This window comes from Streptomyces sp. NPDC002785 (genome assembly GCF_040295565.1).
Lineage (GTDB): Bacteria > Actinomycetota > Actinomycetes > Streptomycetales > Streptomycetaceae > Streptomyces.
In genome coordinates, this window is sequence record NZ_JBEOVN010000086.1 from 1 (window position 1) to 18058 (window position 18058).

An 18058-nucleotide genomic window follows, 5' to 3' on the forward strand; every position below is an offset into this window, starting at 1 on the left:
CCGCAGGCGTGCGGGCCGCGGGGGCCGCTGGGACACTGAGGAGGGGCCGATCGAGCCCCGGGGCAGGCCCCGGGAGAGGAGTGAGCGCACCATGCCACGCGGATCCAACGCCAAACGAGAACGGCAGTACGAACACATCAAGGAGAGCGCGCAGGAGCGCGGGGTCAGCGAGGAGCGGGCCGAGGAGATCGCGGCCCGTACGGTCAACAAGGAGCGCGCCCGCGCCGGTGAGTCGAAGACCGCGAGCCGTACCTCCATCGAGGACATGTCGTCCTCACGGCGCGGTGGTCTGCGCTCCCACAGCGGGGCCGAGGGGCCGACTCGCGACCAGCTGTACGAAGAGGCGAGGAAGAAGAACGTCCACGGACGGTCGCACATGACGAAGGCCCAGCTGGCACGGGCGGTCGGCCGCTGAGCCCACGTCACAGGGACCGGGGCGGTGTCAGCCGCCCCAGGTCCAGTCGGCCACCTCGGGCAAGTCCGTGCCGTGTTCACGGATCCAGGCGTGATGGCGGGTGCGGACATCCGCCATCGCCTGGCGTACCGCCACGGCGCGGACACCGAGGCCGGGCACCCGGTCGATGACATCCATGACCAGCCGGTAGCGGTCCAGGTCATTGCGGACCACCATGTCGAAGGGCGTGGTGGTGGTGCCCTCCTCCTTGTAGCCCCGCACATGCAACTGAGCGTGGCCGGCCCGCCGGTAGGCCAGTCGGTGGATCAGCCACGGGTAGCCGTGGTAGGCGAAGATCACCGGGGTGTTCCTGGTGAACACCGCGTCGTACTCGGAGTCCGGCATTCCGTGCGGGTGCTCCCTGTGGGGCAGCAGCCGTGCCATGTCGACCACATTGACCACCCGCACCGCCAGTTCCGGCAGATGCCTGCGCAGCAGGTCGGCTGCCGCCAGAGTCTCCAGCGTGGGTACGTCACCGGCGCAGGCGAGCACCACGTCGGGTTCGCGGCTGCCGTCCTCCGTGCCCGCCCATTCCCACACGCCGGCTCCGCGGGCACAGTGCGCGCGGGCCTCGTCCATGGTGAGCCAGTCGAAGCTCGGCTGTTTGCCCGCCACGATCACATTGACGTAGTCCCGGCTGCGCAGAACATGGTCGGCGATGGAGAGCAGGGTGTTGGCGTCCGGCGGCAGATAGACCCGTACGACTTCGGGGCTCTTGTTGAGGATGTGGTCGACGAAGCCGGGGTCCTGGTGGGAGAACCCGTTGTGGTCCTGACGCCAGACGTGAGAGGTGAGCAGGTAGTTGAGCGAGGCGATGGGGCGGCGCCAGGCCAGCCGGCGGGATGTCCTGAGCCATTTGATGTGCTGGTTGACCATCGAATCGACGATGTGGGCGAACGCCTCGTAGCAGGAGAAAAGACCGTGCCGGCCAGTGAGGAGGTACCCCTCCAGCCAGCCCTGGCACAGATGCTCCGAGAGCACCTCCATGACGCGTCCATCGCGGGAGAGGTGCTCGTCGGTCGGCAGGATCCGCTCCTGCCATACCTTGCCGGTGGACTCGTAGAGGGCATCGAGCCGGTTCGACGCGGTTTCGTCAGGGCCCACGACCCGGAAGTCGCGGCGTTCGGCGGTGGCGGCCACGACCGCCTCGAGCAGGCCGCCGAGCACGCGGGTCGGCTCGTGCAGCACGGTGCCACGCTTGTCGACTTCGACGGCGTGGTCGTCCAGCGGCGGGATGGGCAGATCACGCAGGAGCAGCCCGCCGTTGGCGTACGGGGTCGCGCCGAGCCGGGCGGTGCCTTCGGGCACGCAGTCGAGCACCTGGGCAGTGGGGCGTCCCCACGTGTCGAAGAGTTCATCCGGCCGGTAGGAGCGCATCCACGCCTCCAACCGGCGCAGATGCTCGGGGTTGTCCCGGACGCCGGGCAGCGGAACCTGATGGGCGCGCCAGGTGCCTTCGACGGGCACCCCGTCGACCTCGGCCGGGCCGGTCCAGCCCTTGGGGGTGCGCAGCACGATCAACGGCCAGTGCGGGCGCTCGGTGTCGCCGCCGGCACGGGCGGCGGCCTGGAGTTCCCGGATGCGGTCGACGGCCCGGTCCATCGCGGCGGCCATCGCCCGGTGGACGGTGAGTGGGTCGTCGCCGCCGACGTACAGGGGGTCGTGCCCGTAGCCCCGCAGCAGGGCGTCGAGTTCCGGCTCGGGGAGGCGGGCGAGCACGGTCGGGTTGGCGATCTTGTAGCCGTTGAGGTGGAGGATCGGGAGGACGGCTCCGTCGTGCACCGGATCGAGGAACTTGTTGGAGTGCCAGGAGGCGGCGAGCGGTCCGGTCTCGGCCTCGCCGTCGCCGATGACGCAGGTGACGAGCAGGTCCGGGTGGTCGAGGGCGGCACCGTAGGCGTGGGTGAGGGCGTACCCGAGCTCGCCGCCCTCGTGGATGGAGCCGGGAGTCTCCGGTGCCACATGGCTGGGCACCCCGCCGGGGAACGAGAACTGTTTGAACAGCAGCCCCATGCCCTGGGCGTCACGGCTGACGTCGGGGTACGTCTCCGAGTAGCTGCCCTCCAGCCAGGAGTTGGCGAGGACGGCGGGTCCGCCGTGGCCGGGACCCCAGACGCACAGGCCCTGGATGCCGCGGGACTTGATGATGCGGTTGAGATGGGTGTGGACCAGGTTCAGTCCGGGTGAAGTGCCCCAGTGACCGAGCAGGCGCGGCTTGATGTGCTCCCGGGCGAGCGGCCGGGTCAGCAGCGGGTTGGCCATCAGGTAGATCTGGCCGACGGCCAGATAGTTGGCGGCCCGCCAGTGCGCGTCCAGTGCCGCGATCTCTTCGTCGGAGGGGCCGGGCGTCACTGCCGGGCGGGCGGCATGACTCATATGTGTCTCCTAGGACGTGGCGCCTATGTGTCTCCTAGGACGTGGCGCCGACGGGCTCGGGGCCGTACCAGACCGTGGTCGCGTTGCAGAATTCGCGGATGCCGTGCCCGGCGAGTTCACGTCCGTAGCCGGAGCGCTTCACGCCGCCGAACGGCAGCGCGGGATGGGACGCCGTCATGCCGTTGAAGAAGACACCACCCGCCTCCAGATCGCGCACACAGCGACGGGCATCGTCCGCGTCGCGGGTCCATACGTTGGAGCTGAGGCCGAAGGGGCTGTCGTTGGCGAGCGCCACGGCTTCGTCCAGCCCCTCCACGCGGTAGAGCGTGGCGACGGGCCCGAAGGTCTCCTCACGGTGGATGCGCATGCCGGTCGTGATCCCGGTGAGGACGGTGGGGGCGTAGAACCAGCCCCGCTCCAGCTCCGGGCCCAGGTCGTCGGGCCGGCCGCCTCCGCACAGCACGCTCGCGCCCTGCCGTACCGCGTCGTCCACCAGCTCCTCCAGGTCCGCGCGGCCCTGTTCGCTGGAGAGCGGTCCGACGTCGGTTGATTCCTGCAGCGGGTCGCCGACCGTCAGATCGCGCATGCCCACGGTGAACCGCTCGGCGAACTCGTCGTACACCTGCGTGTGCACGATGAACCGTTTGGCGGCGATGCAGGACTGGCCGTTGTTCTGCATCCGGGCGGTCACGGCAGTACGGGCGGCCCTGGCGACGTCCGCCGACGGCATGACCAGATACGGGTCGCTGCCGCCCAGTTCCAGCACGGTGTGCTTCACCTCGTCGCCGGCGATCGACGCGACCGAGCGGCCGGCCGGCTCGCTGCCGGTGAGAGTGGCGGCGGCGACCCGGCTGTCGCGCAGGATCGACTCGACCGCTCCGGATCCCACGAGCAGTGTCTGGAAGCATCCCGCCGGAAATCCGGCCCGGCGGAACAGGCCCTCCAGATACATCGCTGTCTGCGGGACGTTCGACGCGTGCTTGAGCAGGCCGACGTTCCCGGCCATCAGCGCGGGGGCGGCGAACCGTACGACCTGCCAGAGCGGGAAGTTCCACGGCATCACGGCGAGGACGGCGCCCAGCGGGCGGTAGTGGACATAGGCCCTGGAGGCACCGGAGTCCTGTACATCGGCCTCCGGCGGATGCTCGTCCTTGAGGAGTTCCTCGGCGTGGGCCGCGTACCAGCGCATCGCCTTCACGCACTTGGCGGCCTCCGCCCGGGCCGCCTTGACGGGCTTGCCCATTTCGGTGGTCATGGTCCGCGCGATGTCCTGCACGTCCTCATCGAGAAGGCCGGCTGCCACGTTCAGAAGGCCGGCCCTCTCGTCGAATCCGGTGGTGCGGTACTTCCGGAACGCGGTGTGTGCGGCGTCGAGCTTCTGCTCGATCTCCGCGTCTCCCAGTGCGTCGAACGTTCTGAGGGTCTCGCCGTTCGCGGGGTTGACCGTCGCGATGGGCATGGCTGTGGCCTCCTTGCCTCGGTACTTCGACCGTGCCGCGCCGTGCCCGGCGCCGCAACGCGGGCCCTGCCCGGCGGGCACCCTCCCGGCGCGGACCAGGCGTGCGATGTGCATACCGTCCGCGCCGGGAGGGTGAAGCGTTCAGCGGGTGCGGAAGCCTGCCGTACCGGTCCTCGTGGCCCGTCTCAGACGAGAGCGGCAGCAGAGTCGGCTGCCGCCGCGGTTTCGGGGACGGGGTCCGGGACGGCGACGGGCGTACGACGGAACTCGCCCACACCGGGCAGCGGGGGCAGCGGCACCAGGTCGACGGTGCGCGGCTCCTTCGCGTACCGGGTGAACCAGACGACCTTGCCCTCGGCTGTACGACAGGTGCCCCAGCTGTCGCTCAGGGCCATGACACGGCTGAGACCACCGCCGCCTGTGCTGAGCAGCCGCGGCATCTCGGAGCCGTTGTCGGCGACGGAGACCGTGAGATGCCGCCCGGACCAGCGGAGTTCGACGACGCAATTGTTGTCGTCACCGACATGCCGGTGGACGTTGGTCAGCAGCTCCTCCACACCCCGGCACACCGGTCGGATGTGAAGTTCGAGACTCCAATGGCGGAGGTGCGCGGCGATGATCCGCCGCAGTTGCGAAACACGCTCTGCCGAAACCTGGAGTTCGACCAGATAGTGCCGGTCGAATGGAACGGTCATCGTCGAGGCTCCTCACATCGAGGCCCACTGAACTTCGCCCCGTTGAACCAACGACCCCCCGAATACGAAGAGTGAGCAGATGTCACTTCTAGGTCACTCAACAGAGTGACCCCGCAGAGCCGGTTGCGCAACACGGGGGCCGAAGTCCCGGCCGTACGGAGAACATCCGCCCAGGTCACAGGAGGTAAGGCAGCAGTGTGTCCGGGGTGAGGGGAAGGGTGCGCAACCGCACTCCGGTGGCGTGCCGGACCGCGTTGCCAATGGCTGCCGCGGCGCCGACGATGCCGATTTCGCCGATGCCCTTGCTGCCCATCGGGTTGAGATGCGGGTCGTCCTCGTCGATCCAGTGCACCTCGATCTCCGGTACGTCGGCGCAGGACGGCACGTGGTAGGAGGCGAGATCGCTCTCGGTGAAGTCGCCGAAGACGGGGTCCATGGTGCTGCCCTCGGTCAGGGCCATACCGATGCCCATGGTCATGCCTCCGATGAACTGGGAGCGTGCGGTACGGGGGTTGAGGATGTGCCCGGCAGCAAAAACACCGAGCATCCGGCGCACCCGCACTTCTCCGGTGCGGGAGTCGACGGCGACCTCGGCGAATTGCGCACCGAACGCATGGCGTGCGTAGGGGGACTGCCCGGAGATCTCCTGCTCGGTGTCCGCAAGGACCGTCATTCCCTCGGCGGGAAGGGGGCCGGTGCGCTCGCGCAGCTGCCGCAGGAGGGCGGCGGACGCCTTGTGCACGGACCAGCCCCAGGAGCCCGTGCCCGAGGAGCCGCCGGCCAGCGGGGCGTCGGGAAGTTCGCTGTTGCCGATGTCGATCCGGACGTTCTCCACCGGGGTGTCCAGCACGGAGGCCGCGATCTGCCCGAGCACGGTGCGGGCGCCGGTGCCGATGTCGGTGGCGTTGACCCGGATGAGGTACGAGCCGTCGGGTGCCGCGTGCGCCGAGGCGCTGGAGGCGGCGAGGTACACGGGGAACGTGGCGGACGCGACGCCCGTGCCGATCAGCAGCGGACCCTCTTCGCGGACCGCGGGGCGCGGATCGCGGTCGTACCAGCCGAAGCGCGCGGCACCCTGCTCCAGACAGGTGGCGAGGCCTCGGCTGCTGAACGGGCGGCCGGAGTCGGGTTCGTCGGCCGGATCGTTGCGCAGGCGCAGTTCGACGGGGTCCATGCCGAGGGCCGCGGCGAGTTCGTCCATGGCGGATTCCAACGCGTACATGCCCGGGGCTTCACCCGGTGCGCGCATCCAGGAGGGGCTCGGTACGTCCAGGGCGCTCACGCGGTGGGTGGTACGGCTGTGGGCGGACCCGTACATGATGCGGGTCGGTACGGCCGCCTGCTCCACGAACTCCTTGATGGTGGAGGTGTGGGTGATGAGCTCGTGGGAGACCGAGGTGAGGGTTCCGTCGAGTTCGGCACCGAGCCGGAGCCGCTGCACGGTGGGAGCACGGTGTCCGACCACAGCGGCCAACTGGCGCCGGGGCAGGGCGACCTTGACGGGGTGGCCGGTGTGGCGCGCGGCCATGGCCGCCAGGACGGTCTGCGGGCGTGCGGTGCCTTTGCAGCCGAAGCCGCCCCCGACGTGTTCACAGATCACGGTGACCTGATGCGGCCGGAGCCCGAAGGCGGCGGCGAGGCTCTCGCGGACGGTGGTGGAGCCCTGATTCGAGTCGTGGACGTGCAGGTGCCCGTCCTTGGTCCACTGCGCGGTGGAGGCGTGCGGCTCCATGGGGTGGTTGTGCAGGGCGCCGATGGTGTAGGTGGCGTCGACCTGTACGGGTGCCATGGCGAAGGCCCGGTCGGCGTCACCGCGTTCGCGGACGGCGGGGTACTCGCCGTTGACGGTCTCCGGCGTGTACAGGCCGGGGTGGTCCTCGGTCAGGAGGACATCGTGCTCGGTGGTCTCGTACGCGATCCGCAGTGCCTCGGCCCCGGCACGGGCGTGGTCGAGCGTGTCGGCCACCACGAGCGCGATGTGCCAGCCCCGGTGCGGGACTCGGTCGTCCTGGAGGACGGCGAGGATCGGGTCGTCGGGCTGCTTCAGCCGAGGGGCGTTGTCGTGGCTGAGGACGGCGTGCACGCCCGGCAGGGCCAGCGCCTCGTCGGTGTGGACGGCACTGACACGGCCGCGGACGATCGTGGCGGGGACGGGCCAGCCGTACAGACAGCCCGGCGGGGTGTGCTCCGCGGCGTAACGGGCGGTGCCTGTGACCTTGTCCCGGCCCTCGCGGCGTGCGACGGGGGTGCCCAGCGGTGGAGGGGCCTGGCTCATGACGGGGTCCTCACGTCTGCGGGTCGGCGGATCTGCGGTTGCTCAGCTGTCGGCGGCGAGTTCGGCCAGCGCGTCAACGGCCAGATTGCGGGCGAGGCCCACCTTGAACACGTTGTCGCGCAGCGGCCGGGCCGCGGCGAGTTCGGCGTCCACGGCGTGTGTGAAGGTCTCGTCGGTGGCCGGCGCGCCCCGGAGCGCGGCCTCTGCGGTATGTGCGCGCCAGGGCCGGTGGGCGAGGCCGCCGAAGGTCAGCGCCGCATGCTCGATCCGGCCGTCGCGGACGCTCAGTACCGCGGCGACGGATGCGAGGGCGAACGCGAACGAGGCGCGGTCGCGGGCCTTGCGGTAGACGGATCCTGCGCCGTGCGGGCGCGGCGGCAGGACCACCTCGGTGATGAGTTCGCCCGCCCGGATCTCGGTGTCCCGGTGGGGGGTGTCGCCCGGCAGCCGGTGGAATTCGCCGGCGGGTACGGTCCGTTCGCCGTCCGGCCCGTGCAACTGGACGGTGGCGTCGAGGGCGGACAGCGCCACGGCCATGTCGGACGGGTGCGTGGCGACGCAGTGCTCGGAGTGGCCCAGTACGGCGAGATCGCGGTGGGTGCCTTCGAGGGCGGGGCAGCCGGTGCCGGGTTCCCGCTTGTTGCACGGCTTGGAGGTGTCCTGGAAGTAGAGACACCGGGTGCGCTGCAGCAGGTTTCCACCGGTCGTGGCGGTGTTGCGGAGCTGCCCGGATGCGCCGGACAGCAGCGCCTGCGACAGGACGGGGTAGCGGGTGCGTACCGAGGGATGGGCGGCCAGGTCGCTGTTGCGTACGGTCGCGCCGATGCGCAGTCCGCCGTCGTCGGTGTCGGCCACCCGGTCCAGGGGCAATCTGCTGATGTCGATGAGCAGATCGGGGGTTTCCACACCGAGCTTCATCAGGTCGACGAGGTTGGTGCCGCCGCCGAGGAATCCGGCGCCGGGGTGGGTGGAGCTCTCACGGACCGCTTCGGCGGTGGACCGGGCGCGGAGGTAGGCGAAGGGTTTCACGGCGCCACGTCCTCGATCGCCTCGACGATTCGGGGGTAGGCGCCGCAGCGGCACAGGTTGCCGCTCATCCGCTCCCGGATCTCGGGGGTATCGAGCGGCGCCGGGGCGGACACCGGTGCGGTGTGTGCGGTGACGTGGGACGGGAAGCCGTCCGCCGCCTCGCCGAGCATGCCGACGGCCGAGCAGATCTGGCCGGGTGTGCAGTAGCCGCACTGCAGGGCGTCGCGGTCCAGGAAGGCTTCCTGGACGGGGTGGAGCCGGTCGCCGTCGGCGAGGCCCTCGACGGTGGTGATACGGGCGCCGTCATGGGCGACGGCGAGCAGCAGGCAGCTGTTGGCGCGTCGCCCGTCGACGATGACGGTGCACGCCCCGCACTGTCCGTGGTCACAGCCCTTCTTCGCGCCGGTGAGGTCGAGGTGTTCGCGCAGCGCGTCCAGGACCGTGGTGCGGTGATCGAGCGTCAGAGTCTGCTCGGTTCCGTTGATGTGCAGGGTCAGGGTGGAACGGTCGCCGGTTGCTCCCGGCTGTTGCGCACCGTCGTCCCGCCCGCGAGAGGGGTCCACTCACTCGCACCTTTCCAAGGTGGCCTTTTATCCGCTTTCTACCAGATATGCAATACTTTTCTGCTTCATTGCTCCCCCGCCGGGCCGTGGCCTGTCGACCTATCGGCTCTCTCGGCCCTCTCGGCTCTCCAGGCGGAGGCGCACCTCTTCCTCCTGGTCTCCGGAGACCGTCCCCACGACCCGTACGTCGAAGGCATGCGCCAGGCTCCGCCGGAGCCGTTCGACCGCCCAGTAGCCGCCCTGCACATCGACCTTTACGGGCGCGCCGATCACTACCGGCCCCGAGACCACCCTCTCCTCGGTGACATCGACGGTCGCCACCCATGCGGTGGGGCGCTTCTCGGCAAGGTCCTGCGGTACGTCGACCGAGGCCCGGTCGGTGGTGAATGCGGCCCGCAGAACGTCGAAGACCATGCGCGCGTCACCCTTCTCGCACCCAGTGATGACGACCGAGACCTCCTGGTCGTAGTGGCTTTCCTCCGTCTGCTTCTCTTTGATGCTGTTCACCGCGGATCCTTCCGCTCGGCGTTGTGTGGTGCGTCCCCGCGCTGGGGACCGACGTTGGACGGGTCCTCGGCGGAGGCGATGCCTGCCGCGAAGATCCCCAAGCGTGTGCAGGCCGAACCGGCGAGCAGCGCGGCCTCGCGCTCGTCGCTGTCGTCGCCGCACTCCCTCTGTTCCCAGTGGATCACCGCCGGTCAACTGTCGGCAGACCGGCCACCGGCTCGGCGGATTCGGCACTCCCGTCGCTTCCGCTTCCCTCCAGCGATTCGAGGGTCCTCTCCAGGCTCGCCCCGCTGCTGGGTGACGGCGACACGAAGCCGACCTCAAGTGGACAGCCCAGGCATCGGGGCAGTCCCGTGATCACCCCCATGGGACCGAAACATTTTTACCTTCATATCCACTTAAAACATGAATTCATAGTCATTGCCGAGTGATGTCCTCACCTTGGGGTATTCGGGAGGCATGGACGTATCGAACGGAGACCTCGGTTCACTGGCCCTCACGCTCGCCGACGGGCGGGACGCGACCGGGGCGGTGATGGGCATTGTCGGAGTGGCGCTGGTGGGCATGCTGATCGGTGCCGTCTGGCTGGGCAGGCGGCGCCGCGCCCAGGAACTGCCTCCACCCCGGCCCGACGAACAGCCACTGCGGCCGGACCACCGGAGCCATATCGAGCAACGCGATGTCCACGGTGACGACAGTTTCCCGGCCGACGGACGAGGCCTCTCCCCCTATGAGCTCGGTGACCACGGAAGCGAGACCATCCACCGCGACAGCGACGAGCAGCGTGACCGACCTCCCGGAGACCAGGAGAGGCAGCCGCCTCACTGAGCACTGCGGCGGGGCTCGCGGCGCCGCCGCGTGTTGCGGGAGCGGCCGCTCGCAGTGAGGCTGGTGAGGCTCCGACGGCCGCCGTCACGCGCAGGCCGCAGAACCGATGAAGGCAGTAGGACCATGACCGGAAGCCATCCTGGGGCGGCGTCGATGCCGGCACCGCTGACCGGATCCGCAGCGCCCTGCTGGGTCAACCTCATGACCCGCGACCTGGAATCGGCGCAGGATTTCTACGCCGCCGTGCTGGGCTGGACCTTCCGGCCGGCCAAGCTGGGGCAGGAGTTCTCCGTCGCACGCCGCGGGGATGTGCCGGTCGCAGGCATCGGCGCGGTGGCGACCGCCTACCGGGTGGCCGTGGCCTGGACCCCGTACTTCGCCGTCCCCGACGCCGACGCGGCGGCCTCACGCATCCGTGAGCGCAGCGGCACGGTCGCGGTGGGGCCGCTGGCGCTCGGCAAGGGGCGAGGGGCGCTGGCGGCGGACCTCGACGGTGCGGTGTTCGGCATCTGGGAGCGGACCGAGCCCGCGACCTCGCCCCGCGCACCGGACGACCGCTCGCACACCTGGCTGCGGCTGCACACCAGGAACGCCTTCGATGCGGCGATCTTCTACGGCGGGGTGCTCGACTGGGCGAGCGGGCGGCCCGGGTGCTGCGAGGTGTCGTACGAGAAGGACGAGGTCATCGTCGACTGCGACGGACGTCAGCTCGCCCGGATCAGCTCCGGTGCGGTGGAAGCGGCACCCGATCCGCTGGTCCGCCCGCACTGGCAGGTCCACTTCCCCGTCGCCGATGTGGCGGCCACGGTCGAGGCGGCACGGCAGCACGGCGGCAGTCTGGTCGAACAGCGTCCGCTGGGGCAGGGCAGCGAGGCGACCCTGCTGGACCCGGACGGCGGGCTCTTCACGGTCACGGACGTCCGGGGCCCCGTCGCGGGCGATGCCGGCTGAACGGACCGCCCGGGCCGCCGGGGAGGTGGGTGGTCGAGGTCACCGTGAGCCTCCGTCCGAATGCGCGGAGTACTTCGCCTTCCCCTCCTCCCCCGCCGTAGACCCGACGGCGGGCACACCAGGTCTCGACGGCCGGTTCGACCCCGCCTAGGATCTTGAGTACGGCATCGCGCGCCGGTCACCGGCCGGGTGAGGCGTGGAGGTGCCCGTGAGATGCCCGTTGGAGGCATTCCACAGTGTCAGTCGAGTTGAATCACACCATCATTCACGCCCGGGACAACCGGGAATCCGCCGAGTTCCTGGCGAACATACTGGGCCTGGAAGTCGGCGGGGAATGGGGCCCGTTCATACCGGTCGCCACCGCGAACGGGGTCACCCTGGACTTCGCGACCATTCCCGAAGCGTCGATCGTCATGCAGCACTACGCCTTCCTCGTCTCGGAGGCGGAGTTCGACACGGCGTACGCACGCATCAAGGAGCTCGGGATCACGTACTACGCGGATCCGCATCGGAAGCATCCCGGCGAGATCAACCACAACGACGGCGGCCGAGGCATCTACTTCCTCGATCCCGCCGGTCACGCCATGGAGATCATCACGCGCCCGTACGGGGGCTGGACCTCGTAACACGACGTACGGGAAAGGGGGTTCGGCCGGGATCCGTGCGCGGGTTCCGGCCGGACTCTTCCGTGTCGGATCAAGCGATCGGCAGCACCAGTTCGGGCCTGTCCCACATCACCGCGGGCGGGTTGGCCGCAAGGGTGCCGGTCCGCCGGGCACCCGCACTGCGGTAGAAGCCCTCGGCGGGCGGATGCGAGACGATGCGGACGCCGGTCAGGCCGGCGCGCTGCGCCTCGTCGCGCAGATGCCTGATGAGCAGCCGCCCGATACCGAGCCCCTGCGCGTCGTTGGCGACGAACATGAGGTCGAGTTCCGGCGGCGCGAGGATCAGCGAGTAGAAGCCGAGGAGCCGGTCGGTGTCGGGCTCGACGGCCGCGAAGACCTGGTGGGTCTCGATGTAGTCGGGCCCCACCCGATATCCGGCGACCATGGCGGCGTAGGGCCCCTCGTAGGCGCGCGAGGTCCTTACCAGCCGGGTGAGCCGCTTCGCGTCCCGTGCGGTCGCCCGCCTGATCCGTACGGCCTCGCTGCGCACCCCGTCGCCCGGACGCGTAATGCTCGATGTCATAAAGTGAGTATTACGCATCCGGCTGCGGGGCTACCACTTCCGGGCCCCGCGGGCTCCGGATTGCCAGGACGGTCCGCGCGCCGCGCGCCACTCCTCGACCACGGCGTCGATGTCGAACGGCTTGAGATTCAGCAGAGGTCCTGGCGGCGGACGCCTGATGGCCGCCCGGATCTTCTCGTTGACCTCGGTCAGCATGCGCCGCACCTCGGCCTCCGTCCGCACGCCGGGCACGGCGTCGCGCACATCCTCCGCCTCTTTGCGCAGCGCCAGTGTCGGCGGGAGCACCGACACTCCTTCCCGCTGCATCTTCTGCTTGATCCACCAGGTCTCGTCGTAGGGAGCGTCAAGGCCGTCGAGCGGCTTGCCGAATCCCGGCAACTGCGAGAAGTCGCCGCGCTGCTCGGACTCGCGGATCTGCTTGTCGACCCATGATTCGAAGCTGACGCCCGCAGGCTTGCGTTCGGTCAACGTACGCCCCTCTCGGAGGATTCGTAATCCGGTCCTTCCACGATACCGAGGGACGCAGGAGCACCCGCTGCGCCGACGTCGCCCCCCTCAACGGGCGTCGGCGCAGCGCCGCTTCGGGGTCCGGGGGGCAGCCCTCGTGCCCGCTTCAGTGCGCGTGACCCCCGGGCGCCCCGGTCCCACGCTCCTCATGGCCGGCGACCCCCTTCCCCGACGCCGCCACCGGGACGGTGAACGCCACGGTGCGGACCTTCCCTTCGTGCTGGAAGTCGAGGAAGAGCCGGTACGTACCCGCACTGGGTGCCGTCGCCGTGAAGGACACCACGGGCCCAGGGCCGCCCTCGTTCGGGTGGACATGCAGATAGGCCAGGTCGCCCGAGCGCAGGGCGACCAGGTGCCCGTACGCGCCGAGGTAGGGCTGCAGATCGGTGACTGGGCGGCCGTTCCTGCTGACGGTCAGCTTCAGTTCTCCGCCCTGGCCGGCGCGGAGTTCGCCGTCGAGTGCGACGCGGTAGCCGTCCACTTCTGCGGTGGTGCGCCGGGCCGGCAGAGCGGCGGGGTGGTAGGTGCCGGAGACGGCCAGATCCGCGCCCAGCGTGAGGTTCTCCGCGCCCTCGGCATCCGGCGTGAAGTCGGCGAACGCCCGGTAGCCACCGGCCTTGGGCAGGTCGACGGGGGTCGACCAGGTGCCGTCGGCCGCCCGGACGGGGTGCAGGTGCCGGAATTCGGTGAGGTCACTCGATGCGAGTATGAAGTGCAGTTCCTTGCCGTGCTCGCGCTGATAGGCGGTGACCTTGCGGCCACTGTCGTCCTTGATGGCGAACCGGATCTCGCTCCGAGCCCCGGCTCGTATCGTGGGCGATTCGAGGGCCAGCGTGTAGCCACCGTCGGAGATCTGCAGCCCTCCGGCCACCTGATCCGCCGCCTCCTTCACCCCGCCCTCCTCTCCCTCGCCGTGACCGGCGTGCTGCTGCGCGGGGCGGTCCTCAGTGGCTACCAGCGGGTCGACACCCCTCCCCACGCCGTACGCGGTCCCGAAGGTCGCGGCAAGCGCGGCGGCGAAGGCGGTGATCCTCAGTGCGTTGTTCATGACGGTGTCCTCCATCGGATCCATCAGGAGGCGGCGCTTCCCGATGAACCGACAACATACCCCCTAGGGGTATCAAGTCAACCCGGGAGTGCGTCATTGCTTCCCGCTTCCGCGAGAGACCGGCCGGCGACACCGTGGAGGGGGCGGGGTTTCGGCGTTCGGCTCAGACGGACACCACGAGCCCGCTGCGCAGCCGCTCCACCGCGGCCTCCGGAATCCTCAGGCCGTCGCGCACATACCCGTCGAGCCCGCCCCACCTCTCGTCCATGGCGTCCAGCGCCATGTCGAGGTAGCGGGCGCGGACCTCGATGATCGCGGACGCGATCTCCGGGTCACCGCCCGCATCGAGAAAGCCCTGTACGTACGGGGCGTGGGCGACCCGTACGACCGGGTTCACCGCGAGGAACTCGGCCCGCACCACATCCCGTGACGCGCCGACCAGCATCAGCAGCAGCGCGGCGGCCCAGCCTGTACGGTCCTTGCCGGCCGTGCAGTGGAAGAGCACCGGGCGGGCCCGGTCGTCGGCGGCAGTCTCGACGAAGGCCCGGTAAGCGGCGGCGGCACCCGGCGAGAGCACCATCTGCCGGTACGTCTCGGCGAACATCTCCTCGGCCTTCCCGCTTCCCAGCAGCTGCTCCGCCGCGACCGGGTCGGCAAGCAGCGTGCGCAGCCGGGCGGGCGCCACGCCCGGATTGTCGCCAAGCACATCGGCGACGAAGAGCCGTGCACCGGGTGGCAGCCGGTCGGGTGCCGACGCACGCTCGTCGGCAGTTCGCAGATCGACTACGGTACGGATGCCGAGCGCGGCCACCGCCATGTCCTGCACCGCGTCCAGCCCACTGAGCTGGCCGGAGCGCAGCACGGCGCCCGGCCGGACCCGATGGTCAGGCCCCAGAGCGATGCCGCCCAGGTCGCGCAGATTGATGACGGTGGATGCCGGGACGGCCCTGGCGGTTTGCACGATGAACTTCCCCTTTTCCCGTCGCGTATCCGAATTGATTCGACCTGACCGGATCAAACGTCGCACGCGTCCTGGAGATCGACAAAGTAAAACGCCGGAGAAGCATCGATCGGCGACACCGAAGGAGATAAAGGAAATGTGAAATCGCAACCGCTCCCCTCCAGGTCAGGGGCGGAGCACATTTGATGTGCCGTGTTTCCGTAGTTTCTCGCTCGACGTGGAACAGGTGTTGGCGCGTGAGCGAATCCGAAAGTCTTTGAATTTCCGACCGCACGAATCCTGCCGTAACCCGACCGGGTCAGTCCGCCAGGATCTTCGCCTTCTGGGCCTCGAACTCGGCATCGGTCAGGATGCCCTGCTTCTTCAGCTCGGCCAGCCGCTCCAGCCGGCTGATGAGATCGTCCGCGGGCGGAGCGGCGGCTACCTGCTGCTGCGCGGCGTACTGCTGCGCCTGCGGTTCGGCCGCTTCCGCGGTGTCGCGTTCGGCGAACTTGGCCTGCTGGTGCTGCTGGACCCGTCCGCTGACCGCCGAAGCGGTCCCCGCGACGACGGCCGTTCGGGCCACGGCACCGAGCAGGCCCGGTCCTCGGCGGTTCATGCCCGGTCCTCGGAAAATCGGCATGTCGTACGCCCTTTCCTGTGCGGTGCTGTCCCGGCCGGCGGGTGAGGTCAGCCAGCAAAACCGGCGGCGGACACGGCCGCCTCCGCGACGTCGGCGGGGATGCGCTCATGGGCGACCACCTGACCGCCCGAGGCCCGGACGGCCGCCGTGAGCGGCACCGCCCACAGGTCTTCCCACACGATCAGCGCCGCGGAGCTGCCCGGCGGCACCTGCTCCCCCAGCACCCGGATGCCTTCACTGTTCAGCAGGTCCGTGACCACTCCTTCGACCGGTTCGAACGACACGAGCTCATCGGGGTCGAGGTCTTCCAGTTCGATCAGGTCGAGGGTGCCGTCCTCGGCCCGGTGCACAAAGGTCAGGTCGAGGATCCGCACCGCCTTCGACGCGACCGCTTCGGCCGGCGCCGGCACGATGGCGCCCGTGAACCGGCTGCCCGGAAAGGCGACGACGAGGTACTCCACAGGTCCCACAGCCACGGGCGTGTCCTCTCCTGATGGGTTGATTGCCAGCAGCATAACTTCGACCATTTGGCCCTGCATTATGGCGAATCACCTGCAACAGGTGGATATAAGGGTGATTCCCTCACAGGGTGACGGCGGTGACCTCAGTTGCCTTCACGCTGGTCCACACGGCTTTCCCCTCGCTGAGACCCAGCTCGGTCATCGCATCAGGGGTGATCTCAGCAACCAGATCCGGAGCCTCGTCGGAGACGATCAGCACCCGGATCCGGCTGCCCACGGTGGTGAGCTCACGGACCGTTCCCGGCCAGACGTTGCGGGGGCTTCCCCCGGGCCTGTCGTGGTGCACGGAGACGGCTTCCGGCGCGATGACCGCGAGGGCTGCTGCCCCCTCGGCGAGGGAGTCCGCGACGACAAGCCGGCCGCCGCCGGCAAGGGCGAGGGCGCCGTCGGGGGCGGCGGTACCGGGCCAGGCGTTGCGGCCGAGCATCCGGGCGACCCACGGCGAGCGCGGATGCCGGGTCACCTCGGCAGGTGCCGCGTACTGGAGGGTGCGCCCTTCATCGAGTACGAGTACCCGATCGGCCAGTGAAACCGCCTCGACCGGGTCATGGGTGACGATCAGACAGACGCCGCCGAACCCGGCGAGATGGGTACGCAGGGTGTGCCGGACATGGGCGCGGGTGGTCTGGTCGAGGGCGGCGAGCGGCTCGTCGAGCAGCAGCAGCCAGGGGCGGGCGGCGAGCGCCCGGGCCAGGGCCACGCGCTGGGCCTGGCCGCCGGAGAGCTGGGAGGGCCTGCGGTGAGCGAGATGGCCGACGCCCAGCCGGTCGAGCCACTGCTGCGCCTCGCGGCGGGCCTCGGCCCGGGGGACGCCGTGGGCGCGGAGCCCGTACGCCGTGTTCGTCAGTGCGCTCAAATGCGGGAAGAGCGCACCGTTCTGCGGCACCCAGGCCACCTGTCGGCGGTGCGGGGGCAACGCGGTGACGTCGGTGTCGCCGAGACGCAGTCGGGCTTGGGCGCGCGGGGTCAGGCCGAGGAGGGCGCGCAGCAGGGTCGTCTTGCCCGCGCCATTGGGTCCGACGACGGCGATCGTGGTGCCTGGCGCCGCGTCGAGGGTCAGCCGGTTGAAGCCGGTGACCTCGGCATGCAACGACCGGCGTTCCTGCGGAACCGGGGGCGTTTCGTCGCTGCGTCGGGCGGCCGGGGGGCCTGCCGTGCCCGTACCGTCCCTGCCGTCCATGTCGTCGGCCGCGGGCTCGGGGCCGTGTGAGCGGTCGCGCGGCGCTCCGGTCCAGCGCCCGCGCAGAGCTATGAGTACGGCCATGGCGATGGCGAGCAGCAGGAGCGATACGGAGGTGGCGGCCTCCGGGGAGTCCTGGAGCAGCAGGTAGACCTGGAGAGGCAGCGTCTGGGTGGTGCCCGGCAGGTTGCCCGCGAAGGTGATGGTCGCACCGAACTCGCCGAGCGCCCGCGCCCAGGTGAGTGCGGCACCGGCGGCGAGACCGGGGGCGACCATCGGGAGGGTGACCGTGAAGAACACCCGGGCCGGTGAGGCCCCCAGGGAGGCGGCGGTCTCCTCGTACGAGGGGCGCAGGCCGGCCAGTGCTCCTTCGAGGCTGATGACGAGGAACGGCATCGCGACAAAGGTCGCCGCGACCACCGCGCCCGAGGTGTGGAACGGCAGCGTGATCCCGAAGGTGTCCTCCAGCCAGGGTCCGAGCAGCCCCCGGCGACCGAAGCCGAGGAGCAGCGCCACACCTCCGACGGTGGGCGGCAGCACCATCGGCAGGAGGACCAGCGAGCGTACGAGCGTCTTGCCGGGGAAGTCGACCCGGGCCAGCAGCCAGGCCAGGGGCACCCCGAGCAGGAGCGAGAGGCCCAGGGCCCAGAACGAGACGAGCAGGGACAGCCTGAGCGCCTGCGTGACACCGGGGCTGGTCAGATGGGTGCCCAGGTCGGCCCAGGAGGTACGGGCCAGGATGCCGATCAACGGCATCAGCAGGAACGCGACGCCGAGCAGCGCGGGGAGCGCCAGGGCGACAGGGGTGCGCGCGCCGGGCACACGGCTGCGGAGGGCTCTCATCGGAGGTTCCAGGGATCGGTCGGTACGTGCAGGACTGGCTCAGCCGCAGGG

At 70.0% G+C, this 18058-nt stretch carries 18 protein-coding genes and 1 pseudogene; 4 read left to right on the plus strand and 15 right to left on the minus strand.

All coding sequences use genetic code 11. The annotated features are described in order from the left end of the window. Nucleotides 1-91: 91 nt before the first annotated feature. Entirely contained in the window at nt 92-415 is a 324-nt protein-coding gene (locus tag ABTZ94_RS20605) for a plasmid stabilization protein (protein WP_351202499.1), read from the plus strand. Between the two features lie 27 nt (nt 416-442). Here ABTZ94_RS20605 and ABTZ94_RS20610 read toward each other — a convergent pair whose 3' ends face one another. The 8 genes and pseudogenes from ABTZ94_RS20610 to ABTZ94_RS20645 form a co-directional block, all read right to left on the minus strand. After that, nucleotides 443-2830, minus strand: coding sequence for a phosphoketolase family protein (locus ABTZ94_RS20610; protein ID WP_351202500.1), 2388 nt, complete (start codon nt 2828-2830; stop codon nt 443-445). A 34-nt stretch (nt 2831-2864) separates the two neighbouring features. Beyond that, nucleotides 2865-4289, minus strand: coding sequence for an NADP-dependent succinic semialdehyde dehydrogenase (locus ABTZ94_RS20615; RefSeq protein WP_351202501.1), 1425 nt, complete (start codon nt 4287-4289; stop codon nt 2865-2867). 185 nt (nt 4290-4474) lie between these two features. Then, nucleotides 4475-4984, minus strand: a complete 510-nt coding sequence (locus ABTZ94_RS20620; RefSeq protein WP_351202502.1) for an ATP-binding protein — start codon at nt 4982-4984, stop codon at nt 4475-4477. 175 nt (nt 4985-5159) lie between these two features. Then, nucleotides 5160-7259 carry a xanthine dehydrogenase family protein molybdopterin-binding subunit gene (locus ABTZ94_RS20625; RefSeq protein ID WP_351202503.1) on the minus strand — a complete coding sequence of 700 codons (2100 nt, stop codon included), beginning with the start codon at nt 7257-7259 and terminating at the stop codon, nt 5160-5162. A gap of 42 nt (nt 7260-7301) precedes the next feature. Next, entirely contained in the window at nt 7302-8288 is a 987-nt protein-coding gene (locus ABTZ94_RS20630) for an FAD binding domain-containing protein (RefSeq protein WP_351202504.1), read from the minus strand. Then, on the minus strand, nt 8285-8851 hold the full coding sequence (locus ABTZ94_RS20635) for a 2Fe-2S iron-sulfur cluster-binding protein (RefSeq protein ID WP_351202505.1): 567 nt from the start codon (nt 8849-8851) through the stop codon (nt 8285-8287). Before ABTZ94_RS20635 ends, ABTZ94_RS20630 begins: the two co-directional genes overlap by 4 nt. A 99-nt stretch (nt 8852-8950) precedes the next feature. After that, nucleotides 8951-9358 carry a hypothetical protein gene (locus ABTZ94_RS20640; protein ID WP_351202506.1) on the minus strand — a complete coding sequence of 136 codons (408 nt, stop codon included), beginning with the start codon at nt 9356-9358 and terminating at the stop codon, nt 8951-8953. Further along, nucleotides 9355-9489: pseudogene (locus ABTZ94_RS20645) on the minus strand (NrfD/PsrC family molybdoenzyme membrane anchor subunit); the annotation flags it as partial. The gene ABTZ94_RS20640 and the pseudogene ABTZ94_RS20645, both read right to left, overlap by 4 nt. A gap of 328 nt (nt 9490-9817) precedes the next feature. Here ABTZ94_RS20645 and ABTZ94_RS20650 point away from each other — a divergent pair. The 3 genes from ABTZ94_RS20650 (at nt 9818) to ABTZ94_RS20660 (ending at nt 11763) form a co-directional block, all read left to right on the plus strand. Further along, a complete protein-coding gene (locus ABTZ94_RS20650; protein ID WP_351202507.1) occupies nt 9818-10186 on the plus strand; it encodes a DUF6479 family protein in 369 nt (122 codons plus the stop codon). A gap of 123 nt (nt 10187-10309) precedes the next feature. Next, complete coding sequence (locus ABTZ94_RS20655) at nt 10310-11137, plus strand: VOC family protein (protein ID WP_351202508.1); 828 nt, start codon at nt 10310-10312, stop codon at nt 11135-11137. 236 nt (nt 11138-11373) lie between these two features. After that, nucleotides 11374-11763: a VOC family protein gene (locus tag ABTZ94_RS20660; protein ID WP_351202509.1), complete on the plus strand. Its 390-nt coding sequence runs from the start codon at nt 11374-11376 to the stop codon at nt 11761-11763. A 70-nt stretch (nt 11764-11833) separates the two neighbouring features. Here ABTZ94_RS20660 and ABTZ94_RS20665 read toward each other — a convergent pair whose 3' ends face one another. From ABTZ94_RS20665 to ABTZ94_RS20695, 7 genes are all read right to left on the minus strand, one after another. After that, nucleotides 11834-12325: a GNAT family N-acetyltransferase gene (locus tag ABTZ94_RS20665; protein ID WP_351202510.1), complete on the minus strand. Its 492-nt coding sequence runs from the start codon at nt 12323-12325 to the stop codon at nt 11834-11836. 30 nt (nt 12326-12355) lie between these two features. Further along, nucleotides 12356-12793, minus strand: a complete 438-nt coding sequence (locus ABTZ94_RS20670; protein WP_351202511.1) for a DnaJ family domain-containing protein — start codon at nt 12791-12793, stop codon at nt 12356-12358. Nucleotides 12794-12938: 145 nt separating this feature from the next. Further along, nucleotides 12939-13880 carry a DUF8832 domain-containing protein gene (locus tag ABTZ94_RS20675; protein WP_351202512.1) on the minus strand — a complete coding sequence of 314 codons (942 nt, stop codon included), beginning with the start codon at nt 13878-13880 and terminating at the stop codon, nt 12939-12941. Between the two features lie 163 nt (nt 13881-14043). Then, complete coding sequence (locus ABTZ94_RS20680) at nt 14044-14841, minus strand: tyrosine-protein phosphatase (RefSeq protein WP_351202513.1); 798 nt, start codon at nt 14839-14841, stop codon at nt 14044-14046. A gap of 298 nt (nt 14842-15139) precedes the next feature. Further along, on the minus strand, nt 15140-15439 hold the full coding sequence (locus ABTZ94_RS20685; RefSeq protein ID WP_351202514.1) for an SHOCT domain-containing protein: 300 nt from the start codon (nt 15437-15439) through the stop codon (nt 15140-15142). A 71-nt stretch (nt 15440-15510) separates the two neighbouring features. Beyond that, nucleotides 15511-15978 (minus strand): DUF6325 family protein, encoded by a 468-nt coding sequence (locus tag ABTZ94_RS20690; RefSeq protein WP_351202515.1) that lies wholly within the window; start codon nt 15976-15978, stop codon nt 15511-15513. A 67-nt stretch (nt 15979-16045) separates the two neighbouring features. Then, nucleotides 16046-18007, minus strand: a complete 1962-nt coding sequence (locus tag ABTZ94_RS20695; protein WP_351202516.1) for an ABC transporter permease — start codon at nt 18005-18007, stop codon at nt 16046-16048. Nucleotides 18008-18058 lie beyond the last annotated feature (51 nt).